Origin of the sequence: Pseudoclavibacter endophyticus, from assembly GCF_008831085.1 — a bacterium.
Taxonomy (GTDB): Bacteria; Actinomycetota; Actinomycetes; order Actinomycetales; family Microbacteriaceae; genus Pseudoclavibacter; species Pseudoclavibacter endophyticus.
In genome coordinates, this window is record NZ_WBJY01000001.1 from 1,370,794 (window position 1) to 1,392,749 (window position 21,956).

Below are 21,956 nucleotides of genomic sequence, written 5' to 3' on the forward strand. Positions count from 1 at the left end.
GGGTTCCTCCTGGGTCGATGTCGTCGCGCGAGGCGATCACCACCATCGTTGGCGTCACATGTTTCGCGCCGCGGCGCCTGGCTGTTGCCGCCTCGCTACGTTGTCCTCACGCCGCGGAGGGCGAGCCGTGAGGTCGCCGGGGCGGGAGCGCGCCGAGATAGCGCTCCTTCACGATCGCCACGAGCTCGGGCGCCGCCGGCTCGTCCGGCGTCAGCAGTGGCCGGGTCGTGACGTCGGTCCCGGCCGACTCGGCCACCGACTGGAAATAGCCCGGCGCGAGCAGGTAGCTCACGCCGACGAGGCGGCGATCGGGATGCTCCGCCCGGATGCGGGCGACGACCTCGCTCATCGGGGCGCCCGCGCCGGCCAGCGCACCGACGGCGACGGGCACGCGGAGCAATTCGGCCAGCAGCTCGCCCGCGATGATGCCATCCCGAGTCGCCTCGGTGTCAGACGACCCCGCGACGATGAGCACGAGCGCGTCGCGCGCCGGCGACCAGTCGACCTCGGCGAGCCGAAGCGCGAGCACGCTCGCGAGCCGCGGATCGGGACCGAGGGCCCTCGTGACCGCCGCGTGAGAGGCGGTGTGGGCATCCACGTCTCGCGCGATGTCGTGCTTGACGTGGTAACCGGTCGCGAGCAGGAGCGGCACGACGATGGCGTCGGCGTCGGCGGTCGCGAGCGCCGCCGGCACGTCGGGTTGCTGCACGTCGACGAACCCGCCGTGCACGGGCGCCCCGGGGACGGCCGCGCGGACGGCCTCAACCAGGCCGAGCACGGCCGTCCGGCCGTGTTCGTCGGAGGTACCGTGCGACACCGCCAGCATCGCGGCGGGCGGTGCGACCGAGACGTCGCCGCCGTCGACGCGGGCGCGCCAGATCGGCAGGCGCAGCTCGGGCGACGTGAAGCACCGCCCCGTGCGCAGGTCGAAAACGTCCTTGTGGAGGGGCGAGGCGATGGTCGGCACGGTCTCACCCTCGACGCGCTTCTCGCCGACGAGCCCGCGTGAGAGCACCATCGCGCCCGTCTTCGGGTCGACGTTGCTCGTGGCGTAGACGTTGCCGTTCTGCAGGCGGAACAGCGCGACCTGGGTGCCGCTCGCGACGAGCGCGGCGACGCCCCACACCGGGTCGAGGTCGTCGTAGCGGCACACGCGCGTCCACGGGCCGTCGGGGGACGCGACGGACGCATGGGCGACGGCTGGGCCGGTGAGCACGGCGGTTGAGTTCATGGCTCGACGGTACGAATGGGGTGTTTCGTGGTCTCGCGCGACGCGTTTCACGCGTGTGACATCGCCCCAACACCTCGCTGTGGGTCGCGTGAAGGCAGCGTTACACCAGCGACACGGCTGCGTGATGGCAGAGAAACCGCGGCTGCCTACCGTTCAGGCATGAACATCACCACGAACCCGCGATCCATCGCGGTCGTCGGCGGCGGGCCGGCGGCTCACCGCCTCGTCGAGGCGCTGGCGGATCGGGGCGCGCTGGGCACGAGTGTGAACGTGACGGTGCTGGCCGAGGAGCCGCACGCGCCCTATGACCGCGTGCAGCTCTCGAAGCGCTTCGAAGGCCCGACCGAGCTGGCGCTCGCCGACGACGGGTTCTGGTCGCAACCGGGGGTGTCGCTCCGCACCGGCACGCGCGTCGCCGCCATCTATCCCGACACGCGGGAACTGCGCTTCGAGACGGGCGACGTGCTGGCGTACGACGAGCTCGTGATGGCGACCGGCTCATCGGCGACCCGCCCGACGATCGACCACGCCGACGTCGCCCACGTCATGCGCACCCTCGACGACGTCGACGCCCTCGTGTCGACCGTCGCCGTGCTGCGCTCGCGGCTGCGGCGCGCACCGATCATCACCGTCGTCGGGGGTGGCCTGCTCGGCCTCGAGGCCGCGGGCGGCGTCGCCGAGCTCGGCGCGAAACCCACCCTCGTGCATTCGCGGGCATGGCTCATGAGCTCCCAGGTCGACGAGGGCGCCGGTCGCACCCTTGCGAGGCTCATCGCCGACCGGGGCATCGATTTGGAACTCGGCGTCCGCCCCACCGGCATCGTGCGTGCGCCGTCCGGGGCGACCATCGGCCTCGAGCTCACCGACGGGCGCTCGATCCCCGCCGACCTCGTGGTCTTCGCGATCGGTATCACCCCCCGCGACGAGCTTGCGCGCGACGCCGACATCGCCCTCGCACCCCGCGGGGGCATCGCGATCGACGAGACCTGCGCATCCAGCGCCCCGGGGGTCTGGGCCATCGGCGAGGTCGCCGCCCTCGACGGGAAGACGGTGGGCCTCGTGGCCCCCGCGAACGCGATGGCCGAGGTCGTCGCCGATCGCCTCCTCGGCGGGCAAGCGACGTTCACGCCGTTCGACGAGGCAACATCGCTCAAGCTCGCGGGCGTCGACGTCGCGAACTTCGGAGCCGTCACGTCCGTGCCGGAGGGCGCGATCGAGGTCGTTTTCGCCGACCCGATCGCCGGCGTCTACCAGAAACTCGTCGTGGGCGACGACGCCCGCACCCTGCTCGGGGGCGTGTTCGTCGGCAACGCTGAGCCGTACGTGCGGCTGCGCCCCATGCTCGGGCGCCAGCTGCCAGACAGTCCAGGCGTGTACCTCGACGCGGGCAGCGGTGCGGACGGCGTCGAGCTCGAGGTCGTCGATGGGACGATCGTGTGCAGCTGCAAGGGCGTCACGGCAGGTGTGCTCCGCGACCACATCCGCGGCGGCCGCACCGACCTCGGCGAGCTCAAGGCGTGCTCCGGCGCCGGCACGCAGTGCGGCTCGTGCGTCTCGCTCGTCAAGAACATGCTCGATCGCGAACTCACGGCCGCCGGCGTCGCCGTATCTGCGGCCCTCTGCGAGCACACCGAGCTGAGCCGAACCGAGCTCTTCGAAGCGGTGCGCGTACTCGGGCTGCAGACGGTCGGCGAGGTCCAGGGCCGCTTCATCGATGGGGGCGTCGGCTGCGACATCTGCAAACCCGTCGTCGCCTCGATCATTGCGACGCAGACGGGCGGCTACATCCTCGATGACGGGGCGGCCGCGCTGCAAGACACGAACGACCGCGCGCTCGCCAACATGCAGAAGGACGGCACCTACTCGGTCGTGCCGCGCATTCCCGGTGGCGAGATCACGCCCGACAAGCTCGCTGTCATCGCCGAGGTCGCACAGGAGTACGGCCTGTACGCGAAGATCACGGGCGGGCAGCGCATCGACCTGTTCGGCGCCAGGCTCGAGCAGCTGCCGCATATCTGGAAGCGCCTCGTCGACGCGGGCATGGAATCGGGCCAGGCCTACGGCAAGAGCCTGCGCACGGTGAAGAGCTGCGTCGGGTCGACCTGGTGTCGCTACGGCGTGCAGGACTCGGTCGGCATGGCGGTGTTCCTCGAGGAGCGATACCGCGGCCTGCGTTCGCCGCACAAGATCAAGTTCGGCGTGAGCGGCTGTGCGCGCGAGTGCGCGGAGGCGCAGGGTAAGGACATCGGCGTCATCGCGACGGCGGAGGGCTGGAACCTCTACGTGGGCGGCAACGGCGGCATGACGCCGAAGCACGCCGAGCTCCTGGCGAAGGACCTCGACGACGCCACGCTCGTGAGGTACATCGACCGCTACCTCATGTACTACATCCGTACGGCCGACCGTCTCCAGCGCACCGCCCGGTGGCAGGAGGCGCTCGAGGGTGGCCTCGACCACGTGCGCGACGTCGTGTGCGACGACTCGCTCGGCATCGCCGACGAGCTCGAGGCAGCCATGGCCAAGCACGTCGACGCCTACGAGGACGAATGGGCGGCCACGCTGCGCAGTCCGGAGCGCCTGCGCCGGTTCCAGTCGTTCGTGAATGCGCCGGATGCTCCCGATCCCTCGGTCATGCACGTGCCCGATGGCCGTGGCCAGCGTCGCCCCGCGACAGGCGGCGAACGCGAGGGCGTCCTGCTGAGCGGGCCGCGCATCCCTGTGGGCCGGCCGTGAGAGGAGAGGTGCTGATCGTCGGGGCCGGCCCGGGCGATCCCGACCTGATCACCGTCGCCGGTCTGCGCGCCCTACGGCGCGCCGATGTCGTGCTGTACGACCGGCTCGCGCCCGCAGAGCTCCTCGACGAGAGCCGCGCGGACGCCGTGCTGATCGACGTCGGCAAGACCCCAGGGCACCACGCCGTGCCGCAGGAACGCATCAATGAGCTGATCGTCGAGCACGCGCGCCGCGGCAGCGTCGTCGTGCGGCTGAAGGGCGGCGACCCGTACGTGTTCGGCCGCGGCGGCGAGGAGCTCGACGCCTGCCGCGCGGCCGGCGTGCCCGTGCGAATCATCCCGGGCATCACGAGCGCCATCGCGGTGCCGGGGCAGGCCGGGATCCCCGTCACGCACCGCGGCATCAGCCGCAGCTTCACGGTCGTGAGCGGGCACGTGCCCTTCGATGACGCGCAGTACCGGGCGCTGGCCGGCATTGGCGGTACCATCGTGGTCCTCATGGGCGTGAACACGATGCGGCAGGTCGTCACCGGCCTCGCGCGCGGAGGGATGCGGGCGGATGTGCCGCTTGCGGTCGTCGAGCGCGGGTTCAGCGAGGCGCGGCGCACGCGGGTCGCGACCGTCGGGACTGCCGGCGCGGTCTTCGCTGGCGATTCGCCGCGATCGCCCGCCGTCATCGTGATCGGCGAGGTCGTGCGGCGTGCCGAGGTCGACCCCCTCGACGAGGCCGCGCTGCAGGCGCGGGTCGAATCGCTCGTCGGGGCGGCGACGCCGTGATGATGGAGCGCGTGCGCCGAGGGCGCACCGCCGGACGGGGGAGTGCATGAACGGTGCCGCGGCAGTGAGCGCGCGCCTCGACGGGTTTCGCGTCGGGGTGACGAGCGACCGCCGGTCGGACGAGCTCATCGCGGCCCTCGCGCGGCGCGGCGCGGAGTGCGTGCACGCGCCGACGATTCGCATGGCGAACGAGGACGACCTCGCGCAGATCGAGGCCGAGACCGGGGCGATCGTCGACGCGGCACCGCATGTGCTGCTGGCGACGACCTCGTACGGCATCCGTCGCTGGTTCGACGTCGCCGACGAGGCCGGGCTCGGCGGCCCGCTCGTCGAGCGACTGGGGCGCGCCGAGATCCTCGTGCGCGGGCCGAAGGCGCGCGGCGCGATCCGTGCGGCCGGGCTCGACGACGAGGGCATGGGCGAGGTTGAAACGACGGAGGCGCTCGTCGACTACGCGATCGAGCGCGGCGTCGACGGCCGCACGGTCGCGGTGCAGCTGCACGGCGCGACCGACGAGCGGCAGCTCGCGCGCCTTCGCGCGGCGGGCGCGACGGTGCTCACCGTGAGCCCGTACGTGTGGCACGAGCACGAGGACCGCCCGCGGGTCGATCGGCTGATCGAGCTGATCATTGCGGGCGGGGTCGACGCGGTGACGTTCACGAGTGCGCCTGCCGCCGAGGCGCTGTTCCGCGCGGCCGCGCAGGTCGGGGCCGAGACGGACCTGCGCAGCGCGTTTCGCGGGGTTCCGGGCCTCGGCGGTGTCGCCGCGGTCGCGGTCGGGCCGGTGACGGCCGAGCCGATCATCGAGCGCGGGGTCGTCCCGATCGTGCCGCAGCGGTTCCGGATGGGTGCCATGATCAAGTCGCTTTGCGACGAGCTCATCGACGAGCATGTCGTGGGCATCGACACGGTCGCGGGACAGCTCACGCTTCGCGGCCGCACGATGGTGCACGGCGGCGAGGCGACGAGCCTCAGCCCCACTTCGCTCGCGCTGATCCGGGCCCTGATCGCGGCGCGGGGTGCGCTCGTCACGCGCGTCGATCTCGGTCGAGCCGCGAGCGTATCGGGCGAGGGCGTCAGCATCGACATGGCCATGAGCCGGCTGCGGGCAGCGCTGCCGAGCGACGTGGTGCAGACGATCGTGAAACGCGGTTACCGCCTGCGCTTGGCCGAGGCGGTCGCGGCCCGCTGAGCCGGGCGAGGGGACAACGCGTGCTGCATCACCGCGTGGACTTGCAGGTGAGTTCGCTCGTGGTCTCGATCGCTGAGCGTCGAATCATCGATCCGAGGTCGTCGACATACCCTCTGCGGCGGTGAACCGGGCACGTGAAACCGCCACTGGGGCAGGTGCGGGCAGACGTCGACAAGGTGGCTGAGGGCTACAGTCGCTCCGCGATCAGGGTCGCAAGGTGCACGCCCGTCGTGTCGCCGAGCTGCTCGGCCTGCGTGCGGCACGAGAATCCGTCGGCGAGGAACCGGGCGCCATCCGGCGCTTGACGCAGGGCCGGCAGCAGCGCGTTCTCGGCAACCGCGACGCTCGTCTCGTAGTGCCCCTTTTCGAGGCCGAAGTTGCCCGCGAGACCACAGCATCCCGCAAGCTGCGTCACCGACGCGCCCGCGGCATCCAGCAACGCCCGGTCGGCATGGAAGCCGAGCACGGAGTACTGGTGGCAGTGCGGCTGCACGATCAGCTCGACACCGTCGAGGCTCGGCATCGACCAATCGTCGGCCGGCTTCACGGGGGCGGCGCTCGAGAGCACCTCGGCAAGCGTGAAGGTCGACGCCGCAATGCGTTTCGCGCGCGGGTCGTCCGGGAACAGGTCGAGCAGGTCGCTGCGCAGCACCGCCGTGCAGCTCGGCTCGACGCCGACGATCGGAACGCCCGCGTCGACGACCGGGGCGAACGCGTCCATGAGGCGTGTCAGGCGGGCGCGTGCGCCGTCGAGCTGGCCGGTGGAAATCCACGTGAGCCCGCAGCACACCGACTGCTCCGGCGTCACGACCTCAAGGCCGGCTGCCTCGAGTACCCGCACCACGTCGGCGCCAACGCCGGGCGCGAAGCCGTTCGAGAACGAATCGGTCCACACCATGACGCGGCTCGTCTCCGCGCGGACGGGCGAATCGGGGGCGACGGCCCTGCCGCGACGGACCGCGCGCCGGCGATGCTCGCGGAACGTGCGCGGCGCGACCCGCGGAATGCGGCGCCGCTTGTCGACCCCCGCGATTGGTAACACGAGTCGGCGCAGCCAGTCGACGCTCATCGTGGCGTTCACGATCGGCGCGAGCGCCGACATCAGCGGCGTCCAGCGCGGCAGCTGCCCGAGCACGTAGTGCCGCATGGGCCGCACCCTGCCCTTGTAGGCGCGGTAGAGGGCCTCCGACTTGTACTGCGCCATGTCGACCCCAGCCGGGCAGTCGGTCGAGCACGCCTTGCAGCTGAGGCAGAGGTCGAGGGACTCGTCGACCTCGCGCGACGACCAGGCGCCGGGTCCGAGCGACCCGTTCGCGACCTCCTGCAGCACGCGGGCGCGGGCGCGCGTCGAGTCCTTCTCGTCGCGCGTGGCCTGATAGCTCGGACACATGAAGCCGCCCGCCCCGCCATTGTCGGCGCGGCACTTGCCCATGCCGACGCAGCGGTGCACGGCGTTCGTGAAGTCGCCCCCGTCGTGCTCGAACGCGAACCCGCCGCGAACGCGGGGGATGGGAAGCGCGTGGGGACGGCGCAGGTCGAGGTCGAGCGGGGCCGGGTCGACGAGCACGTCGGGGTTGAGCACATTCTTGGGGTCGAACAGCGCCTTCAGCTCGCGGAATGCCTCGATCGCGGCGGGCGAGTACATTTTCGGCAGTAACTCGCCGCGCGCACGCCCGTCACCGTGCTCGCCCGAGATCGACCCGCCGAACTCGGCGACGAGGTCCCCCGCATCGAGCATGAAGGCGCGCATGCCCTTGCCCGACTCGTGCAGCGGGAACGTGAGCCGCACGTGGATGCAGCCGTCGCCGAAGTGCCCATAGCTCATGCCGTCGATGCCGTGCTTCGCCGTGAGCTGCTCGAACCGCTCGAGGTATTCGCCGAGCCGATCCGGCGGCACCGCGGCGTCCTCGAACCCCGGCCACGCCTGGGTGCCACCGGGTCGCCCCGCAAGCCCGACGCCGTCTTCACGGATGCGCCAGATCGGCCGGGCGAGCGCGGCATCAGGTTGGATCATGTGGCTGATCGCCGACGAGGCCGCCACGAGCGCGTGGGACCGTTCGAGCGCGTCCTCGAGCGACTCGCCCGGCATCTCGATGAGGAGCCAGCCGGCGCCCTCCGGCAGCGACTCGACGGCGGCCGCGCCCTTCGCCTCGCGCACGGCCGTCACGAGACGGGCATCCAGCCCCTCGACCGCGCCCGGCTTGCAGGCGAGCAGCGCGGGCACGTCGTTCGCCGCGGCGACCATCGACGGGTAGCCGAGCACGACCGTCACGGGGGCGTTTGGCATCGGCACGAGCCGCACCGTCGCGCCCGTGATGACGCCGAGGGTGCCCTCGGAGCCGACGAGCAGGTCTTTCAGCGAATGCTGCCGCTCGGGCAGCAGCGCCTCGAGGGCGTAGCCGGAGACCTGTCGGCCGAACCTGCCGAACTCGAGACGGATCGTGGCGAGGTGGCGGCGCACGAACTCGTTGAGACCGGGCACGACCGACAGGTCGTCGGCGGCCGTGAAGCGGCGCCCGAGTCCGTCGATGATGTCGAGGTCGACGATGTTCTCGGCCGTGCGACCGAACGACAGGGAGTGCGAGCCGCAGGCGTTGTTGCCGGCCATGCCGCCGATCGTGCAGCGGGTCCACGTCGACGGGTCGGGGCCGAAGCGCAAGCCGTAGGGCTTGGCGGCGTCTTGGAGCCGGGCGACGACGACGCCCGGGTCGACGCGTGCCGTGCGTGCCTCGGCGTCGATGGAATGGATGCGATTCAGGTGCCGAGACGTGTCGACGACGAGCCCGCGCCCGATCGCGTTGCCCGCGATCGAAGTGCCGGCGCCCCGCAGGTGCAGCGGCACGCCGCGCTCCCGGGCTTCGTCGGTGATGGTGGCGAGCTCGTCGACGGTGCGCGGGAAGGCGACCGCGCTCGGCACGATGCGGTAGTTCGAGGCGTCGGTCGAGTACTCGGCCAGGCGTCGGCTCGCCGTGTCGACGTCACCGTCGATCCGCGACCGCAGCGCGGCGACGAGGTCGTTCGCGGCATCTGCATCGACCGTGGTCGGCACGAAATCGGTCGCCCCGCTCATCCCGCTCGCTACCGTCATACCTCGCCCTTCACGCGGTCGATCGACGCGCACCGCGTCGATGGAGCCAGGGGGAGGCCCCTCCTCGAGCCTACTCGCGCGCGCGGGTGCCGGCGCTCACGTGGGTTGCCCCGGGGGCGAGCGCGGCGTAGTCGTCGCGGCGTCCCCCGAGCACGGGGAAGTGCTCCCGCATAGCGTGGATTCGCTCGGGCTCGAACTCGGCGATCGTCACGCCCGGCGCGTGGCCGGCGCTTTCGACGAGCTTGCCGTTGGGCGCGGCAACGAGGCTCGAGCCGGCGAGCTCGACGCCGTTGTGCACGCCCGCGGCGTTCGCGGCGATGATCCACAGCTGATGCTCCATCGCGCGGGCCTGCGCCAGCACGCGCCACGGCTCGGCGCGGGCCATCGGCCAGGCGGCCGGCACGATCACGAGCTCGGCACCGCGATCGCTGAGCTCCTGCCAGAGGCCGGGGAACCGCAGGTCGTAGCAGACGACGACGGCGAGCCGGCCGAAGGGCGTCTCGGCGACCTGCAGATGGTCTCCTGGCGTGAGGAACTCAGGCTCGCGCGACTTGTACCCGAAGACGTGCAGCTTGCGGGCGACGTGACGGATGAGCCCCTCCGGATCGACGAGCACGCCGGTGTTGTGCAGCGAGCCCTGGTCATCGCGTTCGATGAACGTGCCCGTGTGCACCCAGCAACCGCGCTCGGTGGCGACCCGGCGCGCGAGCGCCACGGTCGGACCGTCGAGCGGTTCGGCGGCGCCCGGGTAGCGATCGAAGTCGTTGAATCCGACGCCCCAGAGCTCGGTCAGGGCGATGAGGTCGACGGGCGCGACGTCGACGAGCTGGCGTTCGACGCGCACACGGCGCTCGTCGATGGTTTCGTCGTCGGGGCTCGCGATCTGAATGATGGCGACGCGCATCTGCTCCTCGATTCTTGCGTGTCGGCGACTCGTGGCCGCCTGTTCAGCCGGTCACGATGACGAGCTGGAAGAACAGCACATAGGGCATGAAGCTCACCAGGAACGCAACGAACAGGATTGTGCTGAGACTCGTCCGTCGAACGTAGGCGACCAGTGTGGTGAGGCCGACCGTGCCGACGAACGAGAACACCAGCACGACGACCGCGACGATGAACAGCACGCCGTACACGTCGTCGGACGTGTCGAGGGTCTCGTCGCCGAACTGCACGGCCGTGACGAGTTGCACGGCCCAGAAGTGGATCATGAAGTAGCCGAAGATGAGCGGCAGGCCGAAGATGACGCCGATTCCGGCGCCCCAGATGGCCGCCTCACGAGGCTTGGGGCCGAAGATCTCGGCGGCGATGGCGACCGCGCGCTGCCGCCCGCTCGGCGCACCCGTGGCGACCGCGCCCGCTCCCGCATCCACCTCGATCGACATGATCTTCAGGTTAGTCGCTCCACTTCGGGGACCGTGACCTCGCCGCCGGGATGCCATGTCGACGCCGTCGACGGGCGGGCGCCGCGGTCGACGGGGCTACCTGCGGGAGAATAGTGGGCATGACGACGAACCGCTCTGTCCGAGATCACCTGCGTCAGGCGCGCGTGCGCCTTCGCCCCGCCGCCCGCCGACGAGCCCTCGTCGCGGGCCTCGTGGCGGGGCCGTTCGCAGCCGCTGGCTTCGGGTTCGCCTTCGTCGGCATTCCGCAGCTGTTCACGGGCGGCTCGGGCTCGTCGTGGGCCTTCGCGGTCATCGGTGTCGTGTCGATCGTCATCGCTTCGTTCCTCGGCGTCCGCATTCTGCGGCCGCACCACCGGGGTACCCGTTCGGCCATGCAGGCGGTCGTGCTCGTCGGCCTCCCACTCGCCCTGCTCGCCCAGACGATCATCGCCAATGTCATCCTGCAGCTCGCGATCGCCGCCGGCCCCGGGCTGGATCCGGCGCCTGCGCTCGTGTTCGGCGTTTCGTGGGGAGCCGTCGCCGCTCCCGGGCTCCTGCTCGGTCCGCTCGCGACGTGGTGGACCGCGCACCTGAACCGATACCTGCCGACCGAACTCGCGCGCGACCAGGAACGCGCGGCAAAGTACGAGGCCACGACCGACACGGAGCCGGGCACGATCCCCTCGTGACGGTTCCGGCGCGCCTCCCCGCGAGCGGGTCAGGGAGCCGGCGCGGGGCTACGGCCGAAGTGCGGGCGTATCGCCGGCTTCGTCCCCGCTCTCGTTCTCGAGCTCCGCGCGCCGCGCCCGTTCCAGGTAGGGCTCGGCGGTCGCCACCTGCCCCTGCAGGCTCGTGATCGTAGTTGCGAAGTTCTCGTTCGCCGTTTTTCGGAACGTCTCGACCTCGTCAAGCGTGGCGAACAGATTGTCGTAGGCGCGCTGGAGCGTCTCGATCGAGACGCCCGAGGTGACGGCCTGCTCTTGCACACGGCCCGCGTTCTCGCGCAGCAGCTGGCTCGTGCGGTCGATCATCGTGTTCGTCGTGCGGTTCACGGCGTCGATCTGGTCGAGCACGAGCCGCTGGTTCTCGAGGGCCTGGGCGACGATGACGGCCGTGCGGAGGGCGGTCATGGTCGTGGTCTTGGCGCGTTCGACGCCGTCGATGAGCTTGAGGTTGTTGTCCTGGATCAGGTCCATCGACAGGTACGACTGCACTGAGACGGCGATCTGCGTCTGAACGTCCATGCGCCGCTGGCGCACGGCGAACAGCACCTCGGTCTCCATCGTGCTCGCGGCCTGCTCGTCACCCGAGGCCCGCAGCGCGCCGATCTTGTCGTTCACGGCGACGTCGAGCTCGGCGAGCAGTGCATCGAGCTTTTTCAGCTCGCCCATCGTCTCCCACAGCGTCTTCCGTTCGATCGCGAGGGCCGCGTTGTCGCGCCGAAGCATGTCCTGGCCGCGGTCCAGCGCGAGGAGGATCGTGTTGAGCTGCTCCTGGTTCGACTCGTACTGGCGGAAGTACCGCTGCATCCGGTTGCCGAAGGGAAGGGCCCGGGTTAGTCGTGAGAAGAAGTCCTGCCGGTCGGGCGCGAGCTCCTCGACCGTGTTGCGGAGGTTGACGAGGGTCCCGGCGACATCGGCCTGGTGCCCGGAGCCGCCGCCGCCCTTCGCCTGCTGCAGGCTCGTCTGCAGGAAGCGGTTGGTGGCGTTCGACGATGCGGTGATCTCCTGGCGAGCCACGTTCTGGATCGCGCGCACCTGCTCCATGAACTCGGGGGTCTTGGGGCGCAGCGAGGCGACGTGACTCGCCCACGTGCCGGCGCGCTGCTTGAGATCGAGCAGCTGCTCCGGCGGCACGTCGGGCAGCATGTCGGTCGAGGACTCCGGCTGTACCGGCTCGACGGGCGGCTTGGCGTCGATGAGTTCGACTTCGGCGGGCGGCTCGAGTTTGTCGTTCATGCGAAGGCTCCGTTCTGGCCCGGGGGGCGTGTTGCGTGGGGTTCATGGGCGACGTCCGCCACCGCCGCGGGCGCGGGCGCCTCGACTGCGTGAGGCGTACCCAGGTCAAGGATCGCTGGTGTGCGGGCGTCCGCGAAGCGGGAATGCAGGAAGGACTCGTGCTGAGTCCCCGGCCACGGAGGGAGGGCATGCCCGCGAGCGCGCGGATGCCACCGAGCAGCTCGCCGATGCGCAACGGGCGCCGCGACCAGCGTCGTGGCGCCCGCGACGAGGGCCTTCGCCCAGCGACTCACAGGTACCCCCGGATCTCCTTGAACAGTGAGGCGAGATTATCGCTCGACGCATCAGAAATTCGTCCACCCGTGAGCTCGGCGAGGGCGGTCATCTCGTCGACATCGGATTCGTCGAACAGAATGACGCACACGGGACTCAGTCTGCGGCCTTTGCGAGTGCCGAGGTCCTGCGATCGAGGATGATCGCCACAATGGCGGTGACGGTGAGCAAGATCACGACCGCGGCAACGCGCGCGAAGAAAAGCCCCGATCCAGCGGTCATGACGACGTTGAACGCTGCCATGGGCATAGCGGCAACCTTCAATCTCGGTCGTCCTGACGTCGGACAATTCCCTGATGAGACGGCACTGTACGTTCGGCCGATAGCCGCGTTCAGCCCACGGCCTTGTCAGGAGTGGCGCTCGGCGCTCCCTACTTGCCCTCGTTCTCGTCGTCCTGGTCGACGGTGTCGTCGACGGCGGTGTCGTCCGCCGTGTCGTCGACCAGGTCGACGTCGACCTCGTCGTCCTCATCGTCGGCGTCGCTGCTCTCGTCGTCGAGCTCGTCGATCCACTCGTCGAGCAGGTCCTCGGCGTCTTCCTCCGTGTCGGCCGGCTCCACCTCGATCGTGCCGTCGCCCCAGAGGCGGCTCGAGACGCGCACGGCGTCGCTGTCGGAGATCGCCTCGTGGGCAGTCGCCTCGAACTCGCTGGCAAGCTGGGCCGCCTGGTCTTCGTCGTCCGCCTCGATGATGAGACCCGACACGACTTCGTACTGCAGGAGAACGGCAAAGGTGGGCATAGGGGGTTCCTCCGTGATCGCGCCGCGAGTGTGCCTCTTGACGCTAGTGCGCCCAGTCGAACGGAACAAGGCATGAACCTGTACGGAAGTCGGCGTGTCGTGGCGTCAGAGGTGCGGCGCGGCATCGGACACGCGGCGCCCGCGTGACCTAGCATGCAGACACGGGCGCCGAGACGCGCCGTTACTCCCCGCAACGAGGAACCTCGAATGCCTGCCGACTCGACTGCCGCGACGCCGACACCTCGTGATCCGGGGGCCGGCGCCACGACGTTCGAAGCGGTGACTCTCGACGAGGGAGACGCCAAAGTCGCCGAAGCCGCCGCGGTGGCGAGAGCCGAGACGGTGCGACGCGCAGCCGAAGCGCGCACCAGGCGGCTCCGCGCCGAGGCACGCAATCGCATTGAGACACGGCGCGCCGAGTCGACGACCGCCCCGACGACGCCGGGTCCGCGAAGCAATGCAACCGACGCATCCGGAGCGCACCTCCACAGCATCCACTCGAATCGGAACGGACGTCGTGAACCGTCGAAGGTCGCCATGCGACCCCGAGCTCTCCTGCTGTCGGCGCTTGCCATAGCCGTCGTCGGCGGCCTCATCGGCGGCCTCGTCGTCTGGGCGTTCATCGCGCCGCGGGGCATCGGCGGCCTGTCCGGCAGCGTTCCTGTCATCGGCGATGGCGGGGCTTCGACGACCGGTGTGCATGCGGCCGCGGAGTACGCGGCGCCGAGCGTGGTATCTCTGCGAGTCTCGACCGAGTCGCGCAGCGAGACCGGCTCGGGGATTGTGCTCCGAGACGACGGCTATGTCCTCACCAACGCGCACGTCATCACGCTCGACGGCACGGTCGACAATGCGGACGTGCGGGCCACGGTGGCCGACGGCCGCGTGTTCGAGGCCACGCTCGTCGGACTCGATCCCCTGGCCGACCTGGCGGTGATCCGGCTCGACGGCGCAGAGGGCCTCACGCCGGCGAGCTTCGGCGACTCGACCGAGGTCACGGTCGGCGACCCGACCGTCGTGCTCGGCTCGCCGCTTGGGCTCGCCGGCACCGTGACGAGCGGCGTCGTGTCGCGAGAGTACCGGTCCATCGAGATCGTCTCGTCAGCGGTGCCGCCCGAGACCGACACGAACCTGGATGCGACGAACGAAACCGGTCCGACGGCGACGCCGGGTCCACCGGGGTCGTCCACGATCCACCTCGCCGTGTTCCAGACCGACGCCGCGATCAACCCGGGAAACTCCGGTGGCCCCGTCGTGAACCTCTCGGGCCAGGTCATTGGCATCGCCGTCGCGATCGCGACCACGTCGAGTGCGCAGACGTCTCACGCATCGGGAAGCATCGGCCTCGGCTTCGCCATTCCGGGCAACGTCGCCCTGCGAGTCGCCGAGGACCTCATCGCCGGACGCACGCCGAGCCATGGGGCCTTTGGCGCGAGCGTCATGAGCTCCACCAGTGTCACGCCGAGCGGCCCCACGGTCGTGGGCGCATACATCGACGCGGTCACGAGTGGTGGAGCGGCCGCGCGCGCTGACCTGCGGCGGGGCGACATCGTCACGTCGGTCGCGGGTCTGCCCGTCACGGGCCCCGGCGACCTGCTCGCGTACGCACGACTCTTCGAGGCAGGCACCGCGGTCGACGTCGACGTCTACCGCCAGGGCGAGACCTCGACCATCGAGGTCGTGCTCGACAGCGCGGCGTAGCCGCCCGGCCAGGCTCGTCGCCGACGCCCCCGCGACGGGGCGCCGGAGCGCTACGGCTCCAGCTCCGCCATCGTTGCGTGCCGTGGCAGCCGGAAGAATGCGAAGGGCCCCCGCTTTGACATCTCGAGCGCGGATCGTTGGGAGTCGTCCTCGCGGACGAGCGCGTCGGGGTGCAGATCGAGGGGGAAGCTCGCCGGCACAGGACCGAACGCCTCCGCGGCGTTGCGCACGATGCGTTTCGCGAGCATCCGGTTTCCCGCACCGCCGACGACCGCGCCGACACCGAAGGGAATGATGCGGCCGAGCGTGCGCCCCGTGGCGCTGGCAACGAATCGTCGCAGGAACGCGTCACGGATGCGCACGGCGGCATCGCTCACCAGCACACGAGGAAGGCCGCGCGCGACGAGCTCGCCCCAGTAGTCCTGCTTGCTGGGGCCCTTGCCCGTGACCTGGCCTGCGAGCTGCGTGATGATGTCCTTGGCGACCTCGCCCACGATGAGCGATTGCACGAGCGTGCGCGCCCGTACGGGGTCGGCGAGTGCCAAGCCGTGCAGCTCTGCGACGGCCTGGCCGTACAGCGCGGTCATCTCGAGGAACGCGATCGTCTCGGCGCCCGAGATGGCGAGGGAGGCAGCGGTTCCGATTCCGGGTACGACGGCTGCCGCGCCCGTGCCGCCGCCCGTCGCCGTGACCGTGTTGAGGAACTGCAACTCAATGCGGCGCAGGAGCTCTGCCGGAGTGGCGTCGGGATGCTTGCGGCGTAGACGCCGGATCTGTGCAAGGACGACTGGGCGCTGGATGGCGAGATAGCGGTCCATGGTCCCGGTGGAGATCGCGGGGGAGGGGTGCTCACGTTCGACGCGCGGGGGCATCGGGGCAAGCGCGGGGTCGTCACGCAGATCGTCCCTTCGCGCTTCGGCGGGACCGCCCGCGGCTCTGAACTCGCGATCGTGCATGTCGAGCACCTCCGTTCACGGCGTTCACCGGCACGCCTGGCGGCGTCAGCTTAGGCGGGCGAGCCTGGAAGGAGGTTTCTGTGCGCGCGGGGAGCATGAACGTCCGGTGGAGCTTGGTACCGTTGTGCGATGTCGTTCGCACCGTCAGAAGAGTCGTTCGGCGATCGGGACCCGGGGGAGCACGAGCACGACGTCGATCATGCATCGATGGCGCAGCGCACTGCCCAGCGGCCGACGCCGACCATGGTCGACCCCATTCTGGTTGAGGGCCCCGCGGAGGCCGGTGAGGCCGACAGCGGGCACGAGCCGGAAGACGGCGACGCTGCAGCTGACGACGAGCGCGATCTCGATGTCGATGACAGCGTGGTGACTGCCGCCGAGCTGGGCGACGAAGGTGCCGAGGGCGAAGCGCCTGAAGCGGATGCCGTGGCGGCGGAGTCGGATGCTGAGGTGACGGAGTCGGATGCCGAGGTGGCTGAGGCCAATGCCGAGGCAGTCCAGGTGGATGCCGAGCCGGCCGAGCCAGATGCTGAGGTGACCGAGGCGGCCGAGCCGGAGGCCGGCTCCGAGACCGAGACGCCCGGTGGCGCGCAGGACGATGGCGAGTCGGACGCGTCGGGGCTCGACGATGAGCCGGTCGACGTCATCGAGTCGTCGCCCGCGCCGCCCCGCCCCGAGCGCGACCTTCGCTTCGGCGTCGCGACCGCCGCCGGGCTGTCGACCATGACCCCAGTGGCCCGCGTCACGGAAGCCCCGCACCGCGAGCTCGGCGAGGCCGTGCTGCGCGTCGAGGGGCTCACAAAGGCGTTCGGCACCACGGTTGCCGTTCGAGACGTGTCGCTCGAGGTGCGCAAGGGCTCGTTCTTCGGCATCGTCGGACCGAACGGCGCGGGGAAGACCACGACCCTGTCGATGGTGACGGGGCTGCTGCGGCCGACCTCGGGCAGCGCCACCGTGCTCGGGGTCGACGTCTGGCGAGCGTCGGCGAAGGCGCGGTCGCACATCGGCATCCTCCCCGACCGGCTTCGGCTCTTCGATCAGCTGACGGGGGCGCAGCTGCTCTACTACACGGGCGTGCTGAGGGGACTTCCCGCCGACGAGGCGCGGGCGCGCGCGGCGTCGCTCATCGACACCTTCGAGCTGAGCCGGTCGGCCAGCCGGCTCGTGGTCGATTACTCGGCGGGCATGACGAAGAAGGTCGCACTGGCATCCGCGCTCATCCACTCGCCGGATCTCCTCGTGCTCGACGAGCCGTTCGAATCGATCGATCCCGTGTCGGCGGGTCAGCTCACCGACATCCTCTTCGAGTACGTCGACCGGGGCGGCACCGTCATGCTCTCAAGTCACAGCATGGATCTCGTGCAGCGAGTCTGCGACCACGTCGCGGTCATCGTCGATGGTGAGATCCTCGCCGACGGCACGGTCGCCGAGGTGCGCGGCGATGTCACGCTCGAAGAGAGGTTCCGCGACATCGTGCGCGGCCCGCGACAGACGGAGGGGCTGGATTGGCTGGGCATCTCCTTCAGCTGAAGACGCAGAGCATCAAGGGCTCGGTCCGGCACGACGCCCCCGAGCGGGCGACCGCCATCATCGCGATCGCCGTCACCTGCCTGCTTGCCGTGCTCGCGCTCCTGGTCATCGGGGCCATGTGGGAGCGCGATGCCGACATGCGAGGAGCAGTCGCCGTCGTGGCCGGCACGATGGTCGCCATCGGCTCGTTCCTCGTCTCCGCGTCGGCTGCCGAGCCGGCGATCGACCCGCGGGCGCTCATCATGTCGGGCCGGAAGCCTGTTGTCGCGGCGTGGGAGTCGCTGCTCTCGTCGTTCATCGGCGTCGCTCCGCTCTGCCTCGCGATCGTGCTGGCCGGCTACGTCGCGCTGTGGCGCGACGAACCAGCATCCCTCGGCCTCGGGCTTGCGGGGGCGGTCGTGACGTGGATGCTGATGGTCACGCTCGCGAGGCTCGGTTCGTTGACGGGTCGGCTCACGAGCGACCGGGGGATCGCGAGCGATGTGCTGTCGGCGACCATGCTCGTCGCGGTGCTTGCCGCGTCGCCCGTCCTGTTCGTGCTCGTGACCGCGCCGTGGGAATCGGGCGCCGGCACCGTGATTCGCCTCGTCGCCGCCGGCCTCGCCTGGTCGCCGTTCGGCGCCGCCCTCGCGGCCCCCGCGACGTTGGTGACAGCGGGCACGGTCCCGGCGATCGTGCAACTGGGCATCGGCGTCGCGACGCTCGCGATCGCGGTCGCCGTGTGGCTCTGGCTCGGCACGAGGCTGGCTCAGGGCGCGCTTGGTCGGCGCCCCGCCTCGGCCAAGCTCGATCTCGGCCTCATCGGTGCGCTCGGCCGCACGCCGGCTGGTGCCGTCGCAGCTCGGACGGTGACGTACTGGCTGCGCGACCCCCGGTATCGCGTGGTGCTCACCGTCGTCGTGCTGGTCCCGCTGCTCGCCCTTGTGCCCCTCGCGCTCGCGGGCGTGCCGGAAACGGTGCTCGTGCTGCTGCCGGTGCCGCTCCTCGGCTTCTTCTTCGGATGGGCGTTGCACAATGACCTCGCGTTCGACAGCACCGCCCTTTGGCTGCACATCACGGCACCGATGGATGGTCGCAGCGATCGATTGGGCCGGGCGTTGCCAACGCTCTGGGCCGGGAGCGTCTTCGTCGCACTCGGTTCTGCGGTTACGGGCCTCATCACCGGCGAGTGGTTCGTGGCGATTTCCGTGCTCGGCGTCTCCCTGTGCCTGCTGCTCTCGGCCACGGGAATCTCGTCGATCACGAGCGTCATCTTCCCGTACGCGGTCGCCCGCCCCGGTGATTCGCCCTTCTCGCAGCCGGTGAGCTCGTGGGGCGCCGCGGCGTGGACGCATCCGGTGACCGGGCTCCTCGCGTTCGTCGCGGCCGCTCCGGCGATCACGGCCGGTATCTTCGGTCTGGTCACGGAAACGTGGTGGCTCCACCTCGTCGCGCTGGGAGCCGGAGTCGTGGTCGGCGCCTGCGTGCTGGCCTGGGGCATCGTCGCGGGCGGTCGACGCTATGAAACGGCGTCGAGCGACCTCATGACATTCGCCACGAGCGCGTGATCCCGAGGCGACGAGCATGAGCGACAACAGCACCCGGCGCCCCCTCGACCGTACCGACCGCGCGATCATCGCCGCCCTTTCGAACGACGCGCGCCTCTCGGTGCGGGCGCTCGCCGAGCGGCTCCATCTGTCGCGCACCGCGGCGCACTCGCGGGTGCAGCGGCTGATCGCGGACGGCGTCATCACGGGATTCGCGGCAACGGTCGATCGCGAGTCCATCGGTCTCGTCCTCTCGGCACTGGTGTTCGTCAAGATCGAAGAGAGCAACTGGCAGCGCATTCACGACCGCATCGCCGAGATGCCGTTCGTCGAACGCGTGCTCTCGGTCTCCGGCGAGGTCGATTTCGTCGTCAACGTCGCCGTGCCCGACCAGCAGACCCTGCGGAACACGATCCTGCAGGGCATCCACACGATCCCGGGCGTCGTCTCGACGCAGTCCTACATCGTGCTCGATCAGCGCGAGGGGGAGCGGCCGGGCGCGAAGTGGCCCGAGTACTGGTCGGGGAATCGGACGAACGGCACGGAAAGTACGCGGTAGACGTTCGATCGTCATCCGTACGGGCGCACACGTGATCACCCTGTACTGACTTGTTCCGCAGGCATGTTCCGGCTGCCCGGGCGCCCGGAACAATGGGGGAATGAGCCACGATGTCGTGCCCCCGCGCCCAGGTACTGCAACGCTGCCGACCGAGCAACCGATCCGGTTCATCGAGCCGAACGGCGAACTCGCGCCCGGCGACGCTCACGGCGGGTTCGCGCTGCCCCCGATCGCCGATCTCGTTGACATGCACCGGCGCATGTCGGTCGCGCGGCGCTTCGACACGCAGGTCACGGCACTCACCCGCCAGGGGCGGCTCGCCACCTACCCGTCCGCCCTCGGCCAGGAGGCGGCCGAGATTGCCGCATCGCGCGCCCTTCTGCCGGGCGATTGGCTGTTCCCGACTTATCGCGACACGATCGCGCTTCTCGATCGGGGGGTGAACGCCGAGTCCATCCTGAGCTTCTTCCGCGGTGACTGGCACATGGCGTTCGATCCCTACGAGCACGCCGTGGCGCCGCAGTCGACGCCCCTCGCCACCCAGGCGCTGCACGCTGTGGGCTTCGCGACCGCGGCGACGCGACGGGGCGAAGACACCGTGTGCCTCGCGATGCTCGGCGACGGCGCCTCGAGCGAGGGCGACGCCCACGAGGCGTTCAACTTCGCCTCGGTGTGGAATGCGCCGGTCGTGTTCCTCATCCAGAACAACCAGTACGCGATCTCGACGCCGACGCGGCGGCAGTTCGCCGCCCGTACCCTCGCCGACCGCGCGGTCGGCTACGGCATGCCCGGGCACTATGTTGACGGCAATGACGCGGCGGCGATGCTCGCGGTGCTGCGAGACGCCGTGGCGCATGCCCGGGCGGGCGGGGGCCCGACGCTCGTCGAGGCCTACACGTACCGGATCGAGTCGCACACCAACTCCGACGACCCCACGCGCTACCGCGAGGACGACGAGCGCAGGTCGTGGCAGGAGCGCGATCCGATCGCGCGGCTCGAAAAGTTCCTGGAGGCCCGCGAGGCTTTTGGCGATGAAGACCGCCTCCGCGTGCAGGAGGAGTCCGAGCATCTCGCCGCCTCCACGCGCGATGCGATGAATGCGACCCCGGAGTTAGATCCGCTGGAGATCTTCGATCACGTCTATTCGGCCGAGCGCACCTCGTTGCTCGAGCAGCGGGCCTTCCTCGAAGCCGAGCTCGCGAGTGCCGAACCCGCGATCGGGAGCGGAGGCGCCCGATGAGCACACCGTCAACGCGGGCAGCCGAGGGGCGCACGGCATCGGGCCAGGTCACGATGGCTGCGGCCCTGGGGCAGGCGCTTCGCCATTCGCTGGAAGACGACCCGAACGTGGTGATCTTCGGCGAGGACGTCGGGCCCCTCGGCGGCGTGTTCCGCGTCACCGACGGTCTCGCCCGGGACTTCGGCGATCAGCGGGTGTGGGATTCGCCGCTCGCCGAGGCGGGCATCGTCGGCACGGCGATCGGGATGGCGATGAACGGGATGCGCCCCGTGATCGAGATGCAGTTCGACGCGTTCTCGTACCCCGCATTCGAGCAGATCACCTCGCACCTCGCGAAGCAGCGCAACCGTACGCGCGGCGCGGTGCGACTGCCGATCGTCGTGCGGGTCCCGTACGCGGGTGGGATCGGCGGCGTCGAGCACCACTCTGACTCCTCCGAGGTGTACTGGGCCCACACGCCCGGCCTGACCGTTATGACCCCCTCGAACCCCGCCGACGCGTACTCGATGCTCCGGGAGGCGATCGCGCTCGACGATCCGGTCATGTTCCTGGAGCCGAAGAGCCGGTACTGGACGAAGGCCGATCTCGACCTGCCCGTGCAAGCGGCGCCCTCGAATCGTGCCGCCGTCGTGCGAGAGGGGACCGACGTGACGCTGCTCGCCTACGGCCCGACGGTCGCGACCGCCATCGAGGCGGCCGATCTCGGCGCCGATGAAGGTCTGTCGGTCGAAGTCGTCGATCTCCGCTCGCTGTCACCCTTCGACGACGAGACGATCGGCGCGTCGGTGCGCAAGACGAATCGCGCCGCCGTCATTCACGAGGCGCATCAGTTCTGCGGCTACGGGGCCGAGGTGGCCGCCCGCGTCACGGAGCGCGAGTTCTTCTCGCTCGCCGCGCCCATCCTGCGCATCACCGGCTTCGACGTGCCGTACCCGTCGCCGAAGCTCGAGCGCTACTACCTGCCGACCGCCGAGCGCGTGCTCGCGGCACTTGACACCTGGGAGTGGTGAG

At 70.3% G+C, this 21,956-nt stretch carries 19 protein-coding genes; 10 read left to right on the forward strand and 9 right to left on the reverse strand.

All coding sequences use genetic code 11. From position 1 onward, the window contains the following. Positions 1-106: 106 nt before the first annotated feature. Positions 107-1,231 (reverse strand): nitrite reductase small subunit NirD, encoded by a 1,125-nt coding sequence (gene nirD / locus F8O04_RS06090; RefSeq protein WP_158028383.1) that lies wholly within the window; start codon positions 1,229-1,231, stop codon positions 107-109. 159 nt (positions 1,232-1,390) lie between these two features. Here nirD and nirB point away from each other — a divergent pair, with 159 nt between their 5' ends. Genes nirB through F8O04_RS06105 form a run of 3 tightly spaced genes read left to right on the forward strand, consistent with a single transcriptional unit; the run spans position 1,391 to position 5,932 of the window. Next, positions 1,391-3,964 carry a nitrite reductase large subunit NirB gene (gene nirB, locus F8O04_RS06095; RefSeq protein ID WP_188726244.1) on the forward strand — a complete coding sequence of 858 codons (2,574 nt, stop codon included), beginning with the start codon at positions 1,391-1,393 and terminating at the stop codon, positions 3,962-3,964. Between the two features lie 8 nt (positions 3,965-3,972). After that, positions 3,973-4,740: a uroporphyrinogen-III C-methyltransferase gene (gene cobA / locus F8O04_RS06100; protein ID WP_225734898.1), complete on the forward strand. Its 768-nt coding sequence runs from the start codon at positions 3,973-3,975 to the stop codon at positions 4,738-4,740. A 46-nt stretch (positions 4,741-4,786) separates the two neighbouring features. Further along, the gene (locus F8O04_RS06105; RefSeq protein ID WP_158028386.1) at positions 4,787-5,932 is read left to right on the forward strand and encodes a uroporphyrinogen-III synthase; all 1,146 of its coding nucleotides are present in this window, start codon (positions 4,787-4,789) and stop codon (positions 5,930-5,932) included. Positions 5,933-6,119: 187 nt separating this feature from the next. Here the strand turns inward: F8O04_RS06105 and F8O04_RS06110 are convergent, their stop codons facing one another. The 3 genes from F8O04_RS06110 to F8O04_RS06120 form a co-directional block, all read right to left on the reverse strand. Beyond that, a complete protein-coding gene (locus tag F8O04_RS06110) occupies positions 6,120-9,020 on the reverse strand; it encodes an FAD-binding and (Fe-S)-binding domain-containing protein (RefSeq protein ID WP_158028387.1) in 2,901 nt (966 codons plus the stop codon). Between the two features lie 70 nt (positions 9,021-9,090). Then, positions 9,091-9,924 (reverse strand): nitrilase-related carbon-nitrogen hydrolase, encoded by an 834-nt coding sequence (locus F8O04_RS06115; RefSeq protein ID WP_158028388.1) that lies wholly within the window; start codon positions 9,922-9,924, stop codon positions 9,091-9,093. Positions 9,925-9,967: 43 nt separating this feature from the next. Beyond that, positions 9,968-10,402, reverse strand: coding sequence for a hypothetical protein (locus F8O04_RS06120; RefSeq protein ID WP_158028389.1), 435 nt, complete (start codon positions 10,400-10,402; stop codon positions 9,968-9,970). Between the two features lie 119 nt (positions 10,403-10,521). Here F8O04_RS06120 and F8O04_RS06125 point away from each other — a divergent pair, with 119 nt between their 5' ends. Then, positions 10,522-11,091 (forward strand): hypothetical protein, encoded by a 570-nt coding sequence (locus F8O04_RS06125; protein ID WP_188726242.1) that lies wholly within the window; start codon positions 10,522-10,524, stop codon positions 11,089-11,091. Between the two features lie 48 nt (positions 11,092-11,139). Here F8O04_RS06125 and F8O04_RS06130 read toward each other — a convergent pair whose 3' ends face one another. The 4 genes from F8O04_RS06130 to F8O04_RS06135 form a co-directional block, all read right to left on the reverse strand. Continuing rightward, entirely contained in the window at positions 11,140-12,360 is a 1,221-nt protein-coding gene (locus F8O04_RS06130) for a toxic anion resistance protein (RefSeq protein ID WP_158028391.1), read from the reverse strand. Between the two features lie 289 nt (positions 12,361-12,649). Further along, positions 12,650-12,784 (reverse strand): hypothetical protein, encoded by a 135-nt coding sequence (locus F8O04_RS15160; RefSeq protein WP_263971332.1) that lies wholly within the window; start codon positions 12,782-12,784, stop codon positions 12,650-12,652. A 5-nt stretch (positions 12,785-12,789) separates the two neighbouring features. Beyond that, positions 12,790-12,942 (reverse strand): hypothetical protein, encoded by a 153-nt coding sequence (locus F8O04_RS14770; protein WP_188726241.1) that lies wholly within the window; start codon positions 12,940-12,942, stop codon positions 12,790-12,792. Positions 12,943-13,064: 122 nt separating this feature from the next. After that, positions 13,065-13,433: a hypothetical protein gene (locus tag F8O04_RS06135; protein WP_158028392.1), complete on the reverse strand. Its 369-nt coding sequence runs from the start codon at positions 13,431-13,433 to the stop codon at positions 13,065-13,067. A gap of 537 nt (positions 13,434-13,970) precedes the next feature. On the opposite strand from F8O04_RS06135, the gene F8O04_RS06140 reads away from it, so the two are divergent. Next, entirely contained in the window at positions 13,971-15,134 is a 1,164-nt protein-coding gene (locus F8O04_RS06140) for a S1C family serine protease (RefSeq protein ID WP_188726240.1), read from the forward strand. 50 nt (positions 15,135-15,184) lie between these two features. Here F8O04_RS06140 and F8O04_RS06145 read toward each other — a convergent pair whose 3' ends face one another. After that, positions 15,185-16,090 carry a hypothetical protein gene (locus F8O04_RS06145; protein WP_158028394.1) on the reverse strand — a complete coding sequence of 302 codons (906 nt, stop codon included), beginning with the start codon at positions 16,088-16,090 and terminating at the stop codon, positions 15,185-15,187. Positions 16,091-16,219: 129 nt separating this feature from the next. Here F8O04_RS06145 and F8O04_RS06150 point away from each other — a divergent pair, with 129 nt between their 5' ends. From F8O04_RS06150 to F8O04_RS06170, 5 genes are all read left to right on the forward strand, one after another. Beyond that, positions 16,220-17,620, forward strand: coding sequence for an ATP-binding cassette domain-containing protein (locus tag F8O04_RS06150; RefSeq protein ID WP_225734899.1), 1,401 nt, complete (start codon positions 16,220-16,222; stop codon positions 17,618-17,620). Beyond that, the gene (locus F8O04_RS06155; protein ID WP_158028395.1) at positions 17,596-19,167 is read left to right on the forward strand and encodes a hypothetical protein; all 1,572 of its coding nucleotides are present in this window, start codon (positions 17,596-17,598) and stop codon (positions 19,165-19,167) included. The genes F8O04_RS06150 and F8O04_RS06155 overlap by 25 nt, the downstream gene beginning before the upstream one ends. Positions 19,168-19,183: 16 nt before the next feature. After that, a complete protein-coding gene (locus F8O04_RS06160) occupies positions 19,184-19,705 on the forward strand; it encodes an Lrp/AsnC family transcriptional regulator (RefSeq protein ID WP_158028396.1) in 522 nt (173 codons plus the stop codon). A gap of 100 nt (positions 19,706-19,805) precedes the next feature. Further along, on the forward strand, positions 19,806-20,945 hold the full coding sequence (locus F8O04_RS06165; RefSeq protein ID WP_158028397.1) for a thiamine pyrophosphate-dependent enzyme: 1,140 nt from the start codon (positions 19,806-19,808) through the stop codon (positions 20,943-20,945). Then, positions 20,942-21,955, forward strand: a complete 1,014-nt coding sequence (locus tag F8O04_RS06170; RefSeq protein WP_158028398.1) for an alpha-ketoacid dehydrogenase subunit beta — start codon at positions 20,942-20,944, stop codon at positions 21,953-21,955. The genes F8O04_RS06165 and F8O04_RS06170 overlap by 4 nt, the downstream gene beginning before the upstream one ends. The last annotated feature ends 1 nt before the right edge of the window (position 21,956 follow it).